Origin of the sequence: Streptomyces sp. NPDC057638 (assembly GCF_042800315.1) — a bacterium.
GTDB lineage: Bacteria > Actinomycetota > Actinomycetes > Streptomycetales > Streptomycetaceae > Streptomyces.
Genome location: NZ_JBHVHF010000203.1, coordinates 1 through 15,172 on the forward strand (window position 1 = coordinate 1; position 15,172 = coordinate 15,172).

At 68.8% G+C, this 15,172-nt stretch carries 10 protein-coding genes; 5 read left to right on the plus strand and 5 right to left on the minus strand.

Annotated features, from left to right (window positions below; genetic code table 11):
- The 4 genes from ACFVIM_RS24190 to ACFVIM_RS24205 form a co-directional block, all read right to left on the minus strand.
- Positions 1–1,732, minus strand: a 1,732-nt coding sequence (locus ACFVIM_RS24190; protein WP_384304916.1) for a type I polyketide synthase, incomplete at its 3' end; no start/stop codon positions are given.
- Between the two features lie 62 nt (positions 1,733–1,794).
- Complete coding sequence (locus tag ACFVIM_RS24195; protein WP_384304919.1) at positions 1,795–3,042, minus strand: cytochrome P450; 1,248 nt, start codon at positions 3,040–3,042, stop codon at positions 1,795–1,797.
- A 91-nt stretch (positions 3,043–3,133) separates the two neighbouring features.
- Positions 3,134–6,283, minus strand: a complete 3,150-nt coding sequence (locus tag ACFVIM_RS24200; RefSeq protein WP_384304921.1) for an amino acid adenylation domain-containing protein — start codon at positions 6,281–6,283, stop codon at positions 3,134–3,136.
- A 47-nt stretch (positions 6,284–6,330) separates the two neighbouring features.
- A complete protein-coding gene (locus tag ACFVIM_RS24205) occupies positions 6,331–6,984 on the minus strand; it encodes a hypothetical protein (RefSeq protein ID WP_384304924.1) in 654 nt (217 codons plus the stop codon).
- A 1,465-nt stretch (positions 6,985–8,449) separates the two neighbouring features.
- Between ACFVIM_RS24205 and ACFVIM_RS24210 the strand changes: the two genes are divergently transcribed.
- Positions 8,450–9,208, plus strand: a complete 759-nt coding sequence (locus ACFVIM_RS24210) for an SMI1/KNR4 family protein (protein ID WP_384304926.1) — start codon at positions 8,450–8,452, stop codon at positions 9,206–9,208.
- 98 nt (positions 9,209–9,306) lie between these two features.
- Here the strand turns inward: ACFVIM_RS24210 and ACFVIM_RS24215 are convergent, their stop codons facing one another.
- Positions 9,307–10,527 carry an alginate lyase family protein gene (locus ACFVIM_RS24215; RefSeq protein WP_384304929.1) on the minus strand — a complete coding sequence of 407 codons (1,221 nt, stop codon included), beginning with the start codon at positions 10,525–10,527 and terminating at the stop codon, positions 9,307–9,309.
- A gap of 756 nt (positions 10,528–11,283) precedes the next feature.
- Here ACFVIM_RS24215 and ACFVIM_RS24220 point away from each other — a divergent pair.
- The 4 genes from ACFVIM_RS24220 to ACFVIM_RS24235 all read left to right on the plus strand — a co-directional run bounded on the left by ACFVIM_RS24220 (position 11,284) and on the right by ACFVIM_RS24235 (position 15,117).
- Entirely contained in the window at positions 11,284–12,243 is a 960-nt protein-coding gene (locus tag ACFVIM_RS24220) for an endonuclease/exonuclease/phosphatase family protein (RefSeq protein WP_384304931.1), read from the plus strand.
- Positions 12,244–12,652: 409 nt separating this feature from the next.
- On the plus strand, positions 12,653–13,225 hold the full coding sequence (locus ACFVIM_RS24225) for an EF-hand domain-containing protein (protein WP_384304934.1): 573 nt from the start codon (positions 12,653–12,655) through the stop codon (positions 13,223–13,225).
- On the plus strand, positions 13,222–14,274 hold the full coding sequence (locus ACFVIM_RS24230; protein ID WP_384304936.1) for a terpene synthase family protein: 1,053 nt from the start codon (positions 13,222–13,224) through the stop codon (positions 14,272–14,274). The genes ACFVIM_RS24225 and ACFVIM_RS24230 overlap by 4 nt, the downstream gene beginning before the upstream one ends.
- 240 nt (positions 14,275–14,514) lie before the next feature.
- The gene (locus ACFVIM_RS24235) at positions 14,515–15,117 is read left to right on the plus strand and encodes a dihydrofolate reductase family protein (RefSeq protein ID WP_384304938.1); all 603 of its coding nucleotides are present in this window, start codon (positions 14,515–14,517) and stop codon (positions 15,115–15,117) included.
- The last annotated feature ends 55 nt before the right edge of the window (positions 15,118–15,172 follow it).

The following is a 15,172-nucleotide window of genomic DNA, read 5'->3' on the forward strand; positions in this document are numbered from 1 at the left end:
CAAACGCCCCCGCGAACACCGGAAACACCCCATACAACTCCCGACCCATCCCCAACCGCTGCGCACCCTGCCCCGTAAACAGGAACGCCACCCTGGCGTTGTCGGGAGTCGCGCCGCGTCCTTCGACGGCGGTGGCCGCGTCCTCGCCCCGGGCCACGGCGGCTATCCCGCGTACCAGCTCCTCACGGTCCAGGCCGAGCGCGACGGCCCGGTGGGCGAAGACGGTACGGTCCGAGGCCAGCGACAGTCCGACATCGGCCGGGTGGAGCTCCGGCCTCGCGTCGAGATGGGCGAGCAGACGGGTGGCCTGGGCACGCAGGGCCTTACGGGTCTTGCCGGAGACCGGCCAGGGAACCACACGCGATGGGGTGGTCGTGGTGGTCCGCTCGGCCGACCGAGGTGCGGGGTCCACGCTCTCCAGCACCACATGGCAGTTGGTGCCGCCCATGCCGAAGGAGGAGACACCGGCCCGCCGGGGCCCCTCCACCCGCGGCCAGGGGCTGAGCTCCTGCTGGACATGGAGATTGAGCTGGTCCAGAGGGATCGCGGGGTTGGGGGTCTCGAAGTTGAGGCTGGCGGGCAGTTCGCCGTGTTTGACGGCCAGCGCGGCCTTCAGCAGGCCGACGATACCGGCGGCACCTTCGAGATGGCCCACATTCGTCTTGGCCGATCCCACGACCAGAGGCGCCGTGCGCCCCTCGGCGCCGCCGAGGACGGAGCCGAGCGCGGCCGCCTCGATCGGGTCGCCGACCTTCGTCCCGGTGCCGTGGAGCTCGACGTACTGGACGTCGGCCGGGTCCACTCCGGCGCGGTCGTAGGCCATGCGCAGCACCTGGCGCTGGGCCTCGGGGGCGGGCACGGTGAGGCCATCGGTCCTGCCGTCGTTGTTGATCGCGCTGCCACGGATGACGCAGAGCACCGGGTCGCCGTCGGCCTGCGCTCGGGCGAGCGGCTTGAGCAGCACGGCTCCGCCTCCCTCACCCCGCACATAGCCGTTGGCCCGCGCGTCGAAGGTGAAGCAGCGTCCATCGGGCGAGAGGCCGCCGAACTTCGACGCGCCCAGGGAGCTGTCGGGCACGATGTTGAGGTTGATGCCGCCCGCGATGGCGATGTCGGACTCGCCCTTGCGCAGGCTCTCGCAGGCCAGGTGGACGGCGACCAGCGACGACGACTGGGCCGTGTCCACGGTGAGGCTCGGACCCTTGAGGCCAAGGGTGTACGAGATGCGGTTGGCGATGATGCCCCGGTGGAGACCGGTCACCGAGTGTTCGGTTACCGCCGACAGACCCTGCCGGGTCAGCAGAGTGGCATAGTCGTCCCAGATGGCACCGATGAAGACGCCGGCCCGGTTGTCGGCGGTCCGCTCGGGCAGGAGGCCGGCGTCCTCGAATGCCTCCCAGGCGAGTTCGAGCATCATGCGCTGCTGCGGGTCCATGACGCGGGCTTCCCGGGGGGAGATCCCGAAGAACGCGGCGTCGAAGGTGTCGACGCGGTCGAGATACCCCCCGAACCGGGGTACGTCGCGGAGCACGCCATCCGCGTCCTGAGCACCGGGTCCCCATCGGTCCGTCGGCACATCGCCGATGGCACTGCGTCCCTTCCTCAGCATCTGCCAGAAGGAACTCGGGTCGGATGCCTTGGGCAGGCGACAGGCGACGCCGATGATGGCGATGGCCTGGCCGGACTCGGCGAACTCGGCGGACTCGGCGGACTCAACGGAGAAGTTAGCCATGGCGTGCGGGACCCCACTCTTCGTGCGTGGTCAGGGAATTCGTCGGCAGGTCAGGAGCGTGGTTACGCGGGCTTGAGCAGGATCGGGAGTTCGTAGAGCCCCCGGATGAGCGTGCTGGTGCGCCAGCGCAGATCCGCGGGGTCCGCGGCGAGGCGCATCCCGGGATACCGGTCGAGGAGCGCCGTGAAGGCGATCTCGGTCTCCAGGCGGGCCAGTGGCGCGCCGAGGCAGTAGTGGATGCCGTGGCCGAAGGCGACATGGCCCTTGGTGGACCGGGTGATGTCGAGCGTCTGGGTGTCACCTTCGAAGCGGTCGGTATGGCGATTGGCCGCGGCGAGCGAGATCAGGACGAAGGAGCCGACGGGCAGTTCCGTATCGCCGATCGTCACCGGCTCGGTGACACAGCGGAACGTCGCGTGCTTCAGCGGGCTCTCCAGCCGCAGGAACTCGTCGATGGCGCCGGGCAGCAGACCGCGGTCGGCCAGCAGGGCGTTCCACTGGTCGAGGTTGGTCATCAGGTGCAGGGTGCCGTTGGAGACCGTGTTGGCGGTGGTCTCGTGTGCTCCTATGATCAGCAGGAAGGCCATGGAGATGAGCTCGTTCTCCTCCAGCCTGTCGTCGGCGTCCCGCGCCTCGACGAGTGCGGAGAGCACGTCGTCGGCGGGCTCGCTCCGCTTGTGCGCGACGAGCCGTGTGAGGTAGTCGTGCATGGTGGCGGACGCTGCCGCCGCCACCTCGGGCGATCCACCCGAGATCAGCTGCTTGGACCACTCCTTGAAGTCTTCCTGGTCCTCCTCCGGCACCCCCAGGAGCGCGCAGATGATGCGGAAGGTGAGCGGGAAGGCGAAGAGGTCGAGCAGGTCGACGGTCTCGTCCTCGGGCAGTGTGTCGAGGAGCTCGTGAGAGACGGTCTTGATCTGCGGGGCGAGGCGCTCCACGGCGCGGCTGGTGAAGGCCTTGTTCACCAGCTTGCGCAGTCGGGTGTGGTTGGGCGGGTCGTTGTGGAGCATGTGGTTGGCGATGGTGGAGGAGAACCCACCGCGCTTGGTGCTGTCGGGCTGGTTCCGGGCGAACAGCTCCTCGGTACGGCGCAAGTCCGTGCTGAGCCGGGTGTCCGAGAGAGCCGACCGCACCTCCTCGTAGCCGGTGATCAGCCAGACCGTCAGACCGCCGCAGACCGGCACGCCCGGCGGGATCTTCACCTGATGCAGGGGACCCTTGGCGTTGAGCCCGGCGTAGACGGAGTGCGGATCCTGCATAAAGTGGTCATCGAGTTCGATGACCTCGTTCAGTGCGGAAGTATGCGCCATGACATGCTCTCTCATGAGGTGGGGTCGGGTGCCGTTCGGGCAGCGCGGGGCCGGGCCGCGAGCAGATCCCGGCCCTGCGGCTGTCGCTGGGTCAGCCCTCCTGGCGGGAGCGGACCAGCTGGGCGAGGTCTGCGGGGCTGGGGTGCGAGAAGACCTCGGCCAGCCGTAGCCGCACGCCCGTGGATATACCGATCCGCTGGGCGAGCTGGGCGCCGAGGAGTGAGTGGCCGCCGTTGGTGAAGAAGTTGGTGGACGCGTCGACCCGGTGGACGCGGAGCAGATCGCGGAAGAGTTCCCCGATCTCCCGGACCAGCGGGTCCCCGCTGTCGACGGACGCGGGAGCGTCATCGCCTTCGGCGTCCCGGCTCCGGTCGAGCCACTCGTGCGCCTGCCGGACGAGGGCGGGATAGTCCACCTTGTCGTTGGCGGTCGTGGGCAGTGCGGGCACCACCTCGAAGTGGTGCGGTACCGAGGAGCCGACCAGTTCCGTACGCGCGTACTCCCAGAGTCGGTCGCGGAGGTCGTGGGGAGTGGTGTCCGGGGTGGCTTCGACAAAGCCGACGAGCACCCCGTCCGCACTCGTATCACCGGCGACGACGACGGCGACGGCCGCGACGTCCGGATGAGCGAGCAGGACGGACTCGACCTCGCCGAGCTCGATACGGTTGCCGCGCAGCTTGATCTGGCGGTCGTGGCGGCCCAGGACTTCGAGTGTGCCGTCCGCACGCCAGCGAGCGAGATCTCCCGTGCGGTAGAACCGCCCGTACGCCGGGTGCTCGCCGAACCGTTCCCCCGTCAGCCGGGGCAGGTTGTGGTAGCCGATGGCGACACCGGACCCGGCGATACACAGCTCTCCGCTGACGCCGATGGGGAGTTCGGGGCCCTCGGGAGAGGCCACGAACACCCGCGTATTACGCAGGGGCGCGCCCACCGCGACGGTCGTGTCCTCGTCCCGCAGCTGCCCGGCCGATACCAGCGTCGACGTCGACCAGATGGTGGTCTCCGTCGGCCCGTAGACGTTGCGCAGTTCACAGCCGGTTTCGAGGAGCCGGTGCGCCAGCTGGACGGGCATGGGCTCACCGCCGCAGAGCACCCGCCGGCCCGCGAGCGCCCCGGACGCCTCGTCGGCGACGATCCTCCAGGTGGTCGGGGTGGCCTGCACGATGCCCACGTCGTGCCGCTTGAGCAGCTCCGCGAGGGCCGTGCCGTCAAGTCGGCTCTCGTCGGTCGCGATGACCAGTCGTCCGCCGGAGGTGAGGGGCAGGAACAGCTCCAGCGCCGAGATGTCGAAGCTGAAGGTGGTCATCCAGAGCGCCGCGTCATCGGGCGTGACATCCAGTTCGACCGTGAAGTGCGCGATCAGGTTGGCGAGCGCTCCGTGGCTGATGACCGTGCCCTTCGGCCGCCCGGTGGAACCCGACGTATAGATCAGGTAGGCGGCCGCCCGCGGGTCTGGAACGGCCCCGGGTGCGGTGTCGGGTACGTCGGGTGTCCCGGGTGCGTCCGGCACGACGGGGACCAGGGGGACGACCACGCGGCCGGGGGCGGCCGGTGCCGGTGATTCCGGGGCGGCGAGCACCACGGGAACCCCGGAGTCGGTGAGCTGGTACTCCACTCGCTGACGTGGGTGGTCGGGGTCCAGCGGCACATATGCCGCACCTGTCAGCCAGATCCCCAGGACGGCCGCCGCCAGTTCGGGGCCGCGTCGCGCGTACACGGCCACCCGGTCCCGCGGGCTGACACCGTGGGCACGCAGGAGACGCTCGGTGAGCCGGGCCGTCAGCACCAGCTGTCCATAGCTGACCTGCCGCTCGCCGTCCTCGACGGCGACACGGTGGGGCGAGTGAGCGGCGCGGGCGAGGATCTGCTCCAGCACCGTGGGGCCCTCGGGGACCATCGTGTCGTTGGCCCGATCGATCACCGACCGGTCCCCGGGCGCGCACTGGGAGATGTCTCCCAGGGGCCGCTGGGGGTTCTCGCCAAGAGTGGTCAGGAGGGCGTCGTACCGTGCGGCCAGGGCACGGGCGTCGTTCCGTGCCAGGGTTTGCGTGCCGTAGACGACCCGTAGCGTGATGCCGTCGTCGGACGGCAGGAGGAAGAACTCCAGGTCGAACTTGCTGCTGCCGTTCTCGACGGTGACGGGTTCGGCGCGGATCCCCGCGATGGTGAGCTCGGTGGGACCGTTCTGCGGGACGTAGTTGAACACATGCCGGAAGAGGGTGTGGCGCCACGACGAGTTACTCCGTGGGATCTCCGACAGCAGGTGATCGACGGGCACGTCGCTGTGGGTGAGGGCGCCGAAGAAGATGTCCCGGGTGCGGCGCACCAGTTCCGTGAAGCCCTGCTCCGGCTGGTACGGGATGCGCAGGGGCAGGACGTTGACGTGGTAGCCGATCGCGCCGAGCGAGGGCTGGCGTCGTATGTCGATGGGTGAGCCGATCACCGTGTCGGGCCCGGCTCCATGCCCGGCGAGCAGAGCCGAGTAGGCGGCGAGAAGGACCACCGCCTCCGGCGCGCGCAGTTCCTTCGCCAGGCGTCGGACCGTCGCGACGGCCTCCGCCGACAGGTCGACCGTGACCTGGTCTCCATCGAGGTTCGGCGGTTCTCCCCGGTCCGGCTTGGAGCAGTTGAGTTCCAGGTCCTGCGGCTGAGCACCGCTGAGTTCCGAACGCCAGAAGGCGAGGCTCTCCGCCGAGGCGATGGCCTCGTCGGCCACCGGGCCACGGTGCCGCAGCGCCATCGGCGACTCCGCCTCCGCCTCCGCGGCGAGGGCCGTGTACACCGCGATCAGTTCATCGCAGAGGATGACCGCCGACGTGGTGTCGAAGACCAGATGGTGCACGGCGAGACAGAAGTAGTCTCCTAACTCGTGCGTGAAGTAGCCGGCGCGCAACAGCGGTTGGCCGTCGAGCGTAAAGGGCTGGGCTACGAAGGCGGTGAGCGCGGAGTCGATGCTTCCGGTCACGGAGGTACGGGATACCTCCACCGGAAACCGACCCTCACTCAGCACCTCCTTGAGCAGACCCGTCTCCTCGGCGTGGAACACGGTCCGCAGGACAGCGTGGCGGCTGGCCAGGAGCGTGAGTGACCGGCTGAGCAAGGTTGTCGAGAGAGGGCTGTCCACGCGAAACGCCAGGGAGAGATTGTTGACGCCGGTTCCCGGCACCAGTCTCTCCAGCAGCCAGAGTGCTTCTTCCTTGCGGCTGGCCACGGTTGTCGAATTGCTCGAAGAGCTCGCCATGACGGATCCAGTTTCCTCAGATTTTCGACTGGACGGACGGCTATGGATCACTTCAGCAGATCACGGAGAATGCCCGCCGCGTCCGCGGAGCGCAGGAGATCGACATGCTCGATATCGAGACCGATCTCTTCGGCGATCATCCCGGAGCGCTCGGCGGACGGAATCGGATTCAGGCCGCTATGGGGAGTCCGGGAAGCGAGGACGGTCGACTGGCGCCAGCCGGGGCGGTGGTCCACCTCGCCCGCTCCCATCAAGTAGTTGAGGAAGGAGGCGTAGGTGAGAGCGAGTTCCTCCGCGAAGGTCTCGTCCAGCCCCGCCGCGTCGAAGGCGACCGGCACCAGCTCGCGGAACATCTCCGTGAGTTCCGCCGCCTTGTCAGCCAGCTGTTTACCGCTCTCGGTCACCAAACGGCCTTGTTCCTGGACTTCGGCGACCCGCTCGGCCGGAAGCCCGGCGGCCAGTCCGCCGACCACCTTATGGAAGTGGTAGTACAGGGTGAGCGCGTCCGGCGTCTCAGGGTCGAAGAGAATGAGCTTCGGCCGCTCGCCCTTGAGCCGCTCCAGTTCATCGGCAATTCCGGCGGCGAAGGTACCTCCCGCGCAGAACCCGAGCACGCTGGTCACCGTGACATCGGCCTTCCGCAGGCCCTCGACCCATCGATTCACATAGCCGGAACCCGACAGCGCCCGCTCGTCGCCCAACGGGGGCTGAACGCTCTCAAATATCGAAGGAAGAGGCGTCGATGACAGAGAGGTCAACTGCCCCACAAGGTCGGTGAATCGACCCTCTACTCGCCCGGTGACGTCGTAATCAACAGCCAGACACACATCACCACGACTCCCTTCGTGAAGAAGTCGCCATGCACCGAGATCCAGCATCCCTACCCCCAGATCCGTTTACTCTGGACCTTACGTTACACGGTTAAGTTTGTAACCGCGTAAACTTGACTCTAGCATTCGGGTGATCTCGCAGAAGATGACCGCCACCAGCCTCACTCATCAAGGCTGAACTCCCGGCGGCTCCAGTCGGATCACATGACTCATGACATATGCGCTGCAAAGGATGTCAGTACCGCGAATAGTTGAGCAGCCACTGAAGAGGTCAAGATAACTTAAAATGAAAAACCCATGCCATGCGGGCGCGCCGATTCCCCCCAGCAGCGCCGCCGGGGTGCAACCGTTCCCTATTCATCCGGCAGGTCACCCGGCGGGCTTCTACCTCCCGATGCCCCCAGCACCCTCGCTGTCCGTTGACATATCGCGGTTCATCGCCGAGCCCTCGGGTTCGACAGAACGAACCCGCACCGAGGGATATCGAAACACTTGCCGACAGCGCGACTGACGCGCCGCACGTCGGCGGGCGGCCCTAGTCGTCCGGTCGATGCCCTGGCCGCCTGGTTCAGCGGCGAAGAACGCTCCCGGGCCAGCACCCCGGGATGCCTCCAGCCCTGGTATATCCGATCACATTCGAATTCACCAGCGCATTGAGCCGTATACATCGAGCGTAGAGTTCCATCATACCTTTTGGGCATTCAGGTAGATGCATCCATGACTGATCGTCAGGGCGGCGCTCGCGGAAGCCGCGTTGAATCCGGTTGACGCGAGAGTGCATGCCGATACAGCGACAGCAGTCCGAGGACACTTCACCGCGAGCTTCCCTTCTTCGCCAGATACGACTCTCGAAAGCGAGACTTCGCGTTAACGCTACAGGGGAGACTTCGCGGTCGGTCAAGCCTATTACCGTGCAATAGGAGTTACCGCGGCAGGCGACCCGCGGCCAGTTGGCGCTGATAGAGGTTCTGCGGCCAAAAGTTGGCGCGATAGATACTAGATTCAACATACACGCAACCGCTGGCGGAGGACGGGCCCCGGGCCGCGCGGAGGGCTGCGACCGTGAGGAATGGAGCGCTGACCTGGAGGAACAACCGCCGCGGCGTGTCATCCGCCAAAGCCCCGGCTGAGGACGTGAGTCACCATTCGCAAAGACCATGCGGCCCGGAACCGTCGCACTCAGGAGCGATCTCAGCCCCGACTGACTTCCGGGTGTTTTCCCAGAATACCGCCTTGCCTCTCGGCGCTGGACGTGCCGCCGCGCCGGGGAGGCACGGGGCGAGTCACCCCCCTTCCGCCACGGCAGTGGCCGACGCCGGTGCGGCAGACTCGGGGGATGCACTCTGATCTCGTACTCCTGCGCGAACTCATCGACGGCTCGCCCCTGATCGGCGCCGCCCCCGGCCGGGGAAAGCCGGAGGCGGTGATCGTCCGGGTGGAGGCGGAGGTGGGGGCGCTGGCGCCGTCGTACCGATGGTGGCTGCGGGAGTACGGCGAGGGCACCCTGGGCGGCGTGGAGATCGGGACGGTCCGGGCGGACCGGTGGGATGACCTCACGGCCGACGGCGAGTGCGCGGACCTCGGCGGGCTGTGGCTGTCGGAGGGGCGGCTGACGTTCTTCGCCGATCAGGACGGCGGCGAGCGGTACGCCTTCGTGCCGGGCGGCGCCGGGCAGGAACACCCGGTGGTGCGACTGGATCCCCTCAACGGCGAGGAGGAGCGGGTGGCGGAGTCCTTCGCGGGGTTCCTCGCGGTGTGGACGGCACGTGCGCTGGGGCTCCGGGACGGGCCGAACCCCTCGGTCGCGCGGCTGTGGCGTTCGACGCCCGGAGTGTCGCTGCCGAACGGTGTGCTGATCCACGGCCCGCACACCCTGCGCGAGCGGAACGAAACCTTCGAGATCGGCCGGTACGCACCGGGCTGGACCCTGGTCGGCGATGACAGCGGGGGCAGCGGGTTCTTCATGCGCCACCACGGCCGGGACCGGTCATCGGTGTACCGGCTGGGGCTGGGCGCGGTGGGCGGGGATGTCGCGGAGTACGGGGAGCGGGTGACGGACGATCTGATGGGGTGGGTGGCGGCGGGCTGTCCTTGATGCGCCGTCCGCCGCGTTCCCGGGCGACGGGCGCGGCCCCCCTTAACGCGGCGGAGATCCAGGGCGGATACGGGGATCCGGGGCGCGGCCCCGGGGTGTCAGCTCACGTTGTCCCCGTGTGTCAGCGTCTCCCAGCCGGTGAAGTAGTTGTTGGCACCGGCCGGCCGGTTCCGCTCGTTCAGGCGCCGGGTGTTGGGCATCTCGAAGCCCAGACGGAGGTGCATCGCCGTGTAACCGATCTCCGTGACCGCGCCCAGCCCGCGCGTGATGGCACCGCCGCACAGCCAGCTCGGCGGCGCCTCGCCGAGCTGGTACCTCGCGTGGAAGCCGAGCCCGTGCCGCAGTCGCTCGCCGACATCGCCGCGGTACAGGTCGTCGCCCTGGATCCGGCTGGTCTCCGCGATATGCGACATCGCGGAGAGGCCCCAGCCTGTGTGCCCGAAGTCGCGGCACGTCTCCTGGGCGACCCCGGCGACGAAGCGGTCCTGTCCGTGCCAGTACTTGATGATCTTCTCGGGGGTGTCGAGGTTCTGGCCGGGAACGGTCCTGGGCAGGGGGCCGTCGGAGGGCAGGTAGACATACGCGGCGGCGCGCGTACGGAAGGTGGCCATGGCCCTGTCGTACGAGGCCCTGTCCTCCAGGTGGACGGAGATCCCGACGGCGGCCTCCATCATCGTCATCTCCCAGTTGCCGTTGGCGTGAGAGCCGCGGATGACCTCCGGCAGATAGACGGTGCGCAGCATCGTCGCGAAGCGTCCGGCCTGCGGCCAGGCACCGCTGTACGTGTACCTGATGATCTCGGCGGCCTTGGGCCAGGAGGAGCCCGCCCAGCCCGCCTGAAGGGGCGCGTTGCTGTGGGTGTGATCCTTGATCACGGCCGACCAGGCGTCCATGATCTCGATCGACTTCCTCGCGTACCGCTCATCGCGTGTGACGTACCAGGCGAGAGCCGTGGTGTACGCGGCGAGGGCGTCCTGGCGCTCGTCGGTACAGCCGTTGTTGGGGTTGGAGCTCGGACCGCACTCGACCACCGCGCGCGCCTTGGCCGGACGGCTCAGGGAGGCGTACGCGCTCCCCATCATCTGGTCGAAGGCGCTCTTCCACGGCTCGGCGCCTGCCGCCACCCGTGTCCGGGCGAAGTCGAGCTGGGACGTGGAGACGACGACGCCGGGGTGGGTGAAGGCAGCGGGGGCGGCGGCCGGGGGAACGGAGGAGCGGCTCTCGCCGGGGTCGGCGGCGGCGCGCTGGAGTCCGGTCGGGACGAGGAGGGCCGCGATCAGGACACCTGCCCAACGGAGATGCGTTCTGGGGATCGGCATGGGACATTCCGTTCTCGTATGTGAACTTCACGTACCCTTCTGAACTTGCCGTGCTGCCGGTGACCCTAGGGATGACCGCAGCACCGGTCAAGGTGCGACAAGCCCCTCCCTGGCAACCGGTCCGACCCAAAGGCCGTTCCTCGGCGAGCGGAGCCCCGGCCCCGGCCGGCACCGCCACGGCCGCTGTCGAACGAACCATGACGGAGAACCTCCGCGGCTCCTCGGCACCGTCGGTCGAGGACCGTGTTCCCCTTGTCCGCGTCAGGTGGATCCCCCTTGCCTGGTGATCACATGCGGAACACCGCTCGAATCCGGAGAACAGGGCGTCATGCCCCGCGGATGGCCCACGAGGCCGCCGCCTGAGGCTTTCGCACCGTACGGCTGCCGTCGCGCCGCCGCTCAGAACTCCCCCCGCCTCGGCCACTCCAGAGACACCGGCACCGGCGGCGAAACGGTTGACCATCACCGTGGGAACACCATGAGCGACGCTATTGACCATTCAACTTCTGGCGTTGCGCCCGGGTTCATGTCCGAGACACAAGCGGCCTCGACACTGTGTCCCGGCCCGGTGGTTCCAGCCGTGACCGGGCCATGGATACGGGCGATCACCGGAGGTCATTGATGGTCAGGCGTCGCGAGCTGCTCGGAATGGTCGGGGCGGGTGTCGGAGCGGGAGTGCTGGCGATGGGCACGGCTGAGGCCGCCCCGCGGGATGAGCGGGGGCATCGCAGGCCCTCGCACCGCACACTCAAGGTCATGCAGTTCAACATCTGGCTCGGCGGCAGCCGGGTGCCGGGCGGCCGAGCAGGTATCGCCGACACCATCGCCGCGGTGGAGCCGGACGTGGTGATGCTCAGCGAGTCGAACCCGGAGCGGGTGGCCCATCTCCTGGCCGATCTCGCCGAGCGTGGGCTGACCTACTTCGACAACGAGAACCCGGTCGACCCCGCGGTGATCTCACGCTTTCCGATCATCGAACACGCGTCGTTCCCGTACTGGTCGAAGGCGGTCGTCTCGGTCGACGGGACCGAGATCGCGGCCTACTCCGGGCACTTGGAGTACCGCTACTACGTCACCTACCTGCCGCGTGGCTACGGCGGCGGCACGCCGTCGCCGCTGGAGACCTCCGAGTACGGCTGGGGCGAGATCCCGACCGGTCCCCTCACCGATGTCGGCCTGATCACGCGGCTCAACGCGGCCTCGGGACGCACCAAGGTGACGAAGACGGTACTCGCGGACGCCGCGCGGGAGCGGGCCAAGGGCAGGCTGACGCTGCTGGCCGGTGACTTCAACGAACCCTCTCACCGGGACTGGAACCACCGGACCCGGAACCTGTTCGACCACAACGGCGCCGTCATCAGCTGGTCGACGACGAAGGCCATCGAGGACGCCGGTTTCCGCGACAGCTACCGTGTGATCCACCCGGACCCCGTCCGCAAGCCGGGCTTCACCTGGCCGAGCGACAACCCGGGTGCCGACGTCAGCCAGCTGACCTGGGCGCCGAAGGCCGATGAGCGGGACCGGATCGACTTCGTCTTCTACCACCCGGACCAGCGGATCCGGCTCCTCGACAGCGTCATCGTCGGGCCGTCCAGCACCATCGTGCGCAACAAGCGGGTGGAGGAGTCGGGCCGGGACCGGTTCTGGGAGCCCACCTGGACCTGGCCGACCGACCACAAGGCCGTACTCAGCACCTTCCGGCTGACCAGGCGCTGAGCGGGTTCATACCCCCGGCCCCGCCCCGGCCTGCGTCGGTGGGGCCGGCGGTACCGTCCGTACGGCGTACGCGTCGGCCGCCGAGGCGGGGGCCGGGTGATCCCCCATCGGCGGCACGCCGATGCGGCTCCGCCCGGCCGCCGTCCTTCGCCGCGCGGTGACGGGGGGGGCGGCTCCGGTCGTCGGCCTCAAGCGCGGTGCGCCGTGAGACTCCCGAGGTGCTCCCCTCCCCCAGCTTCGAGCATGCCTTCGTTCTTGAATCCGTACGGACATGGCGGAAAAGTACTCTCCGGACAGACCGCCGATGACACGGAGGAACAGCCACTCGGACGTCGATGGGTTCCCCTGGTCCGCACGTTCCCGCTCGTTCCATCGGCTCTCCACCGCTACGGAGATCGGAGCAGCGCGCATGGACCGTCTGCTGACCAACAAGATCGATTGGTCCTATCTTCATATCGACATCGACCGTAATGGGCTGATCGAGCGGCAGGATCTGCTCGGACTGGCGTCACAGGTGCTGCTGACGTTCTCCGAACCGTCGTCCACCCCGAAGGGGCAGGCCCTCATGGGTGCCTTCGACCGGTTCTGGGACACCCTGGCCGCGCACTGCGACACCGACCGCGACGGCCGGATCACCCCGGCCGAGTACCGGACCGGAATGCTGGCCGCGTTCGTCGACGGCGACCTGTTCGACCAGATCTTCCAACCCGCCGCCGAGGCCCTGGCGGTCATCGCCGACACGGACGGGGACGGCACGATCGACCGGTCGGAGTTCCAGGCGATGGAAGCCGTCCTGGGCGTCGCGGAGAACCAGAGCCATATCGCGTTCGACCGTCTGGACACCGACGCGAACGGCACCCTGGAGGTCAGCGAGTACCTGGCGGCGGTGCGCGGCTACTACACCAGCGACGACCCCGACGCCCCGGGCAACTGGCTGTACGGGGCGACCTTCCGGTTCCCCCTCGCCCCGCCGGAACGGTGACCGGCCCGCCACCGGAGCCTCCGGCGCCCCGGCCCACCGCCCCCTGGTCACCGGAGGCACTACCGGACGCCACTCGCCGACTGCACCTCCCGTACCGCCGCCACCGCCACGCCGCCCAGCTTGAGCAGCGGGCCCGGCACTGGGCCGCGGAGAACGGCCTCGCCACCGGTCCGGCCGCCTCGCGGCTGCGCGCCCACGGCCTCGACCGTCTCGCGTCCGTCGTCATGGCCGAGGAACGCGACGCACACGCCCTGCTGTACGCGCGCTGGCTGATCTGGGTGTTCTGCCTCGATGACCACATCGAGTCGGCCACCGCGCCCGAGGAGATCGACGCCCTCTTCGGCGGGCTGCTGACCCGGACAGAACACCCGGCACGGGCCCCTCACGACCGGACCGGTGAGCCCGCACGCGTCATCGAGACCGCTCTGGCCCTGTTGTGGCAGGAGTCCGGCCGGTGCATGAGCCACCACTGGCAGGAGCGGTTCCGCCGTCATCTGCGCGAGCAGCGCACCGGCTGTCTGAGCGAGCACCACCTGCGCCGTGCCCATACCGTCCCCACCGCCGAGGAGTACCCGCTCCTGCGCCGCCGGTCCAGTGGCCTGTGGCTCTACGATCTGCCCGAGGCGGTCCTGGGTATCGAGCTGCCGTCCTCCTTCGCCGCCATGACGCTGTGGCGGGACCTGGTGTGCCGGGTCAGCGACGCGGCGAACTTGTGCAACGACATCCTGTCCTGCTCCAAAGAGGCCGCGGATCAGCTCACCATGAACGCGCTTCTCGTCGCCCGCCACCGGCTCGGCCTCACCGGGGCCGCCGCCGTCCACTGGGTCACCGGTCATATCGTCGACCACCTCGACCACGCGGCGGCGCTGGGCCGGGAGATCCCCGGCGCCGCCGCGGGCCTCGGTCTGCCGCCCCGCGCCGTCCGTGACGTCAGCCGCGTGGCCTGCGCCGTTCTCAACTTCCCCGCGGCCTATCTCGCCTGGGCCCTCGACTCCGCCCGCTACACCGAACCCACGGGCGCGGGTGGCGGAGATCCGGAGCCATCGTGACCGCCCCGGCTGGGGACTGCCCCAGGACGGAGCCACGACCCGGCCTCGACCGCTGGACCACGGACACCGGCATCGGGGCACGCGCCCCACCGGGAACGCGCGCGTCCGCTAGAACCGGGGCCAGGAGGCCGGCCCCGCACCGATGAGTTCGACGCGCTCCCCCGGTCTGAGATGAGGGGGTGGGACGCTTGTCCCGCATCCCCTCAGACCTGCCCACGGATAGTGCGGAGAGCCACGACCATGAGGAAGATCATCGCCAGCCTGTTCATGTCCCTCGACGGAGTCGTGGAGGCGCCCGACCAGTGGCACTTCCCCTACTTCGACGACGACATGGGCGCCGCCGTCGGTGCACTCATCAGCCGGAGCGACACCCTGCTGATCGGCCGCAGGACCTATGACAGCTTCGCCGGGGCGTGGCCGGACCGGGAAGCCGCCGGTGGCGAGGACGCCGTCTTCGCCCAGCAGCTGGGTGACGCGCGCAAGATCGTCCTGTCGCGCCGGAAGCTGGACTTCCACTGGCGCAACTCGGAGCAGCTCACCGGCGAACTCGTCCCCTTCGTCACCACGCTCAAGAACGAGCCGGGCCGGGACATCAGCGTCAGCGGCTCCGTCTCGGTCGTCCGCCAGCTGCTGGCCGCGGGCCTGGTGGACGAGTTGCACCTGCTGGTGCATCCGATCGCCGTACGCAAGGGGATGCGGCTGTTCGACGAGGGGGACACCACCATCCCGCTGAAGCTGCTCTCCTCCCAGGCGTTCGGCAGCGGTGTGCTGCACCTGGCCTACGGTCCGGCCGGCGCACCCGGCGACGCGACCTACGAGGACGCCAAGACGCACCTGCCGTAGCGGCGGGACGCACTCCCCCGGGACGCGGTGATCGCCAAGCGGGTGGAGGACGAGC

Coding starts and splice junctions, on each gene's coding strand:
- ACFVIM_RS24235 (WP_384304938.1), top strand. CDS start 14,515: ATGAGGAAGATCATCGCCAGCCTGTTCATGTCCCTCGACGGAGTCGTG.
- ACFVIM_RS24200 (WP_384304921.1), bottom strand. CDS start 6,283: ATGGCGAGCTCTTCGAGCAATTCGACAACCGTGGCCAGCCGCAAGGAA.
- ACFVIM_RS24225 (WP_384304934.1), top strand. CDS start 12,653: ATGGACCGTCTGCTGACCAACAAGATCGATTGGTCCTATCTTCATATC.
- ACFVIM_RS24210 (WP_384304926.1), top strand. CDS start 8,450: ATGCACTCTGATCTCGTACTCCTGCGCGAACTCATCGACGGCTCGCCC.
- ACFVIM_RS24215 (WP_384304929.1), bottom strand. CDS start 10,527: ATGCCGATCCCCAGAACGCATCTCCGTTGGGCAGGTGTCCTGATCGCG.
- ACFVIM_RS24220 (WP_384304931.1), top strand. CDS start 11,284: ATGCAGTTCAACATCTGGCTCGGCGGCAGCCGGGTGCCGGGCGGCCGA.
- ACFVIM_RS24195 (WP_384304919.1), bottom strand. CDS start 3,042: ATGGCGCATACTTCCGCACTGAACGAGGTCATCGAACTCGATGACCAC.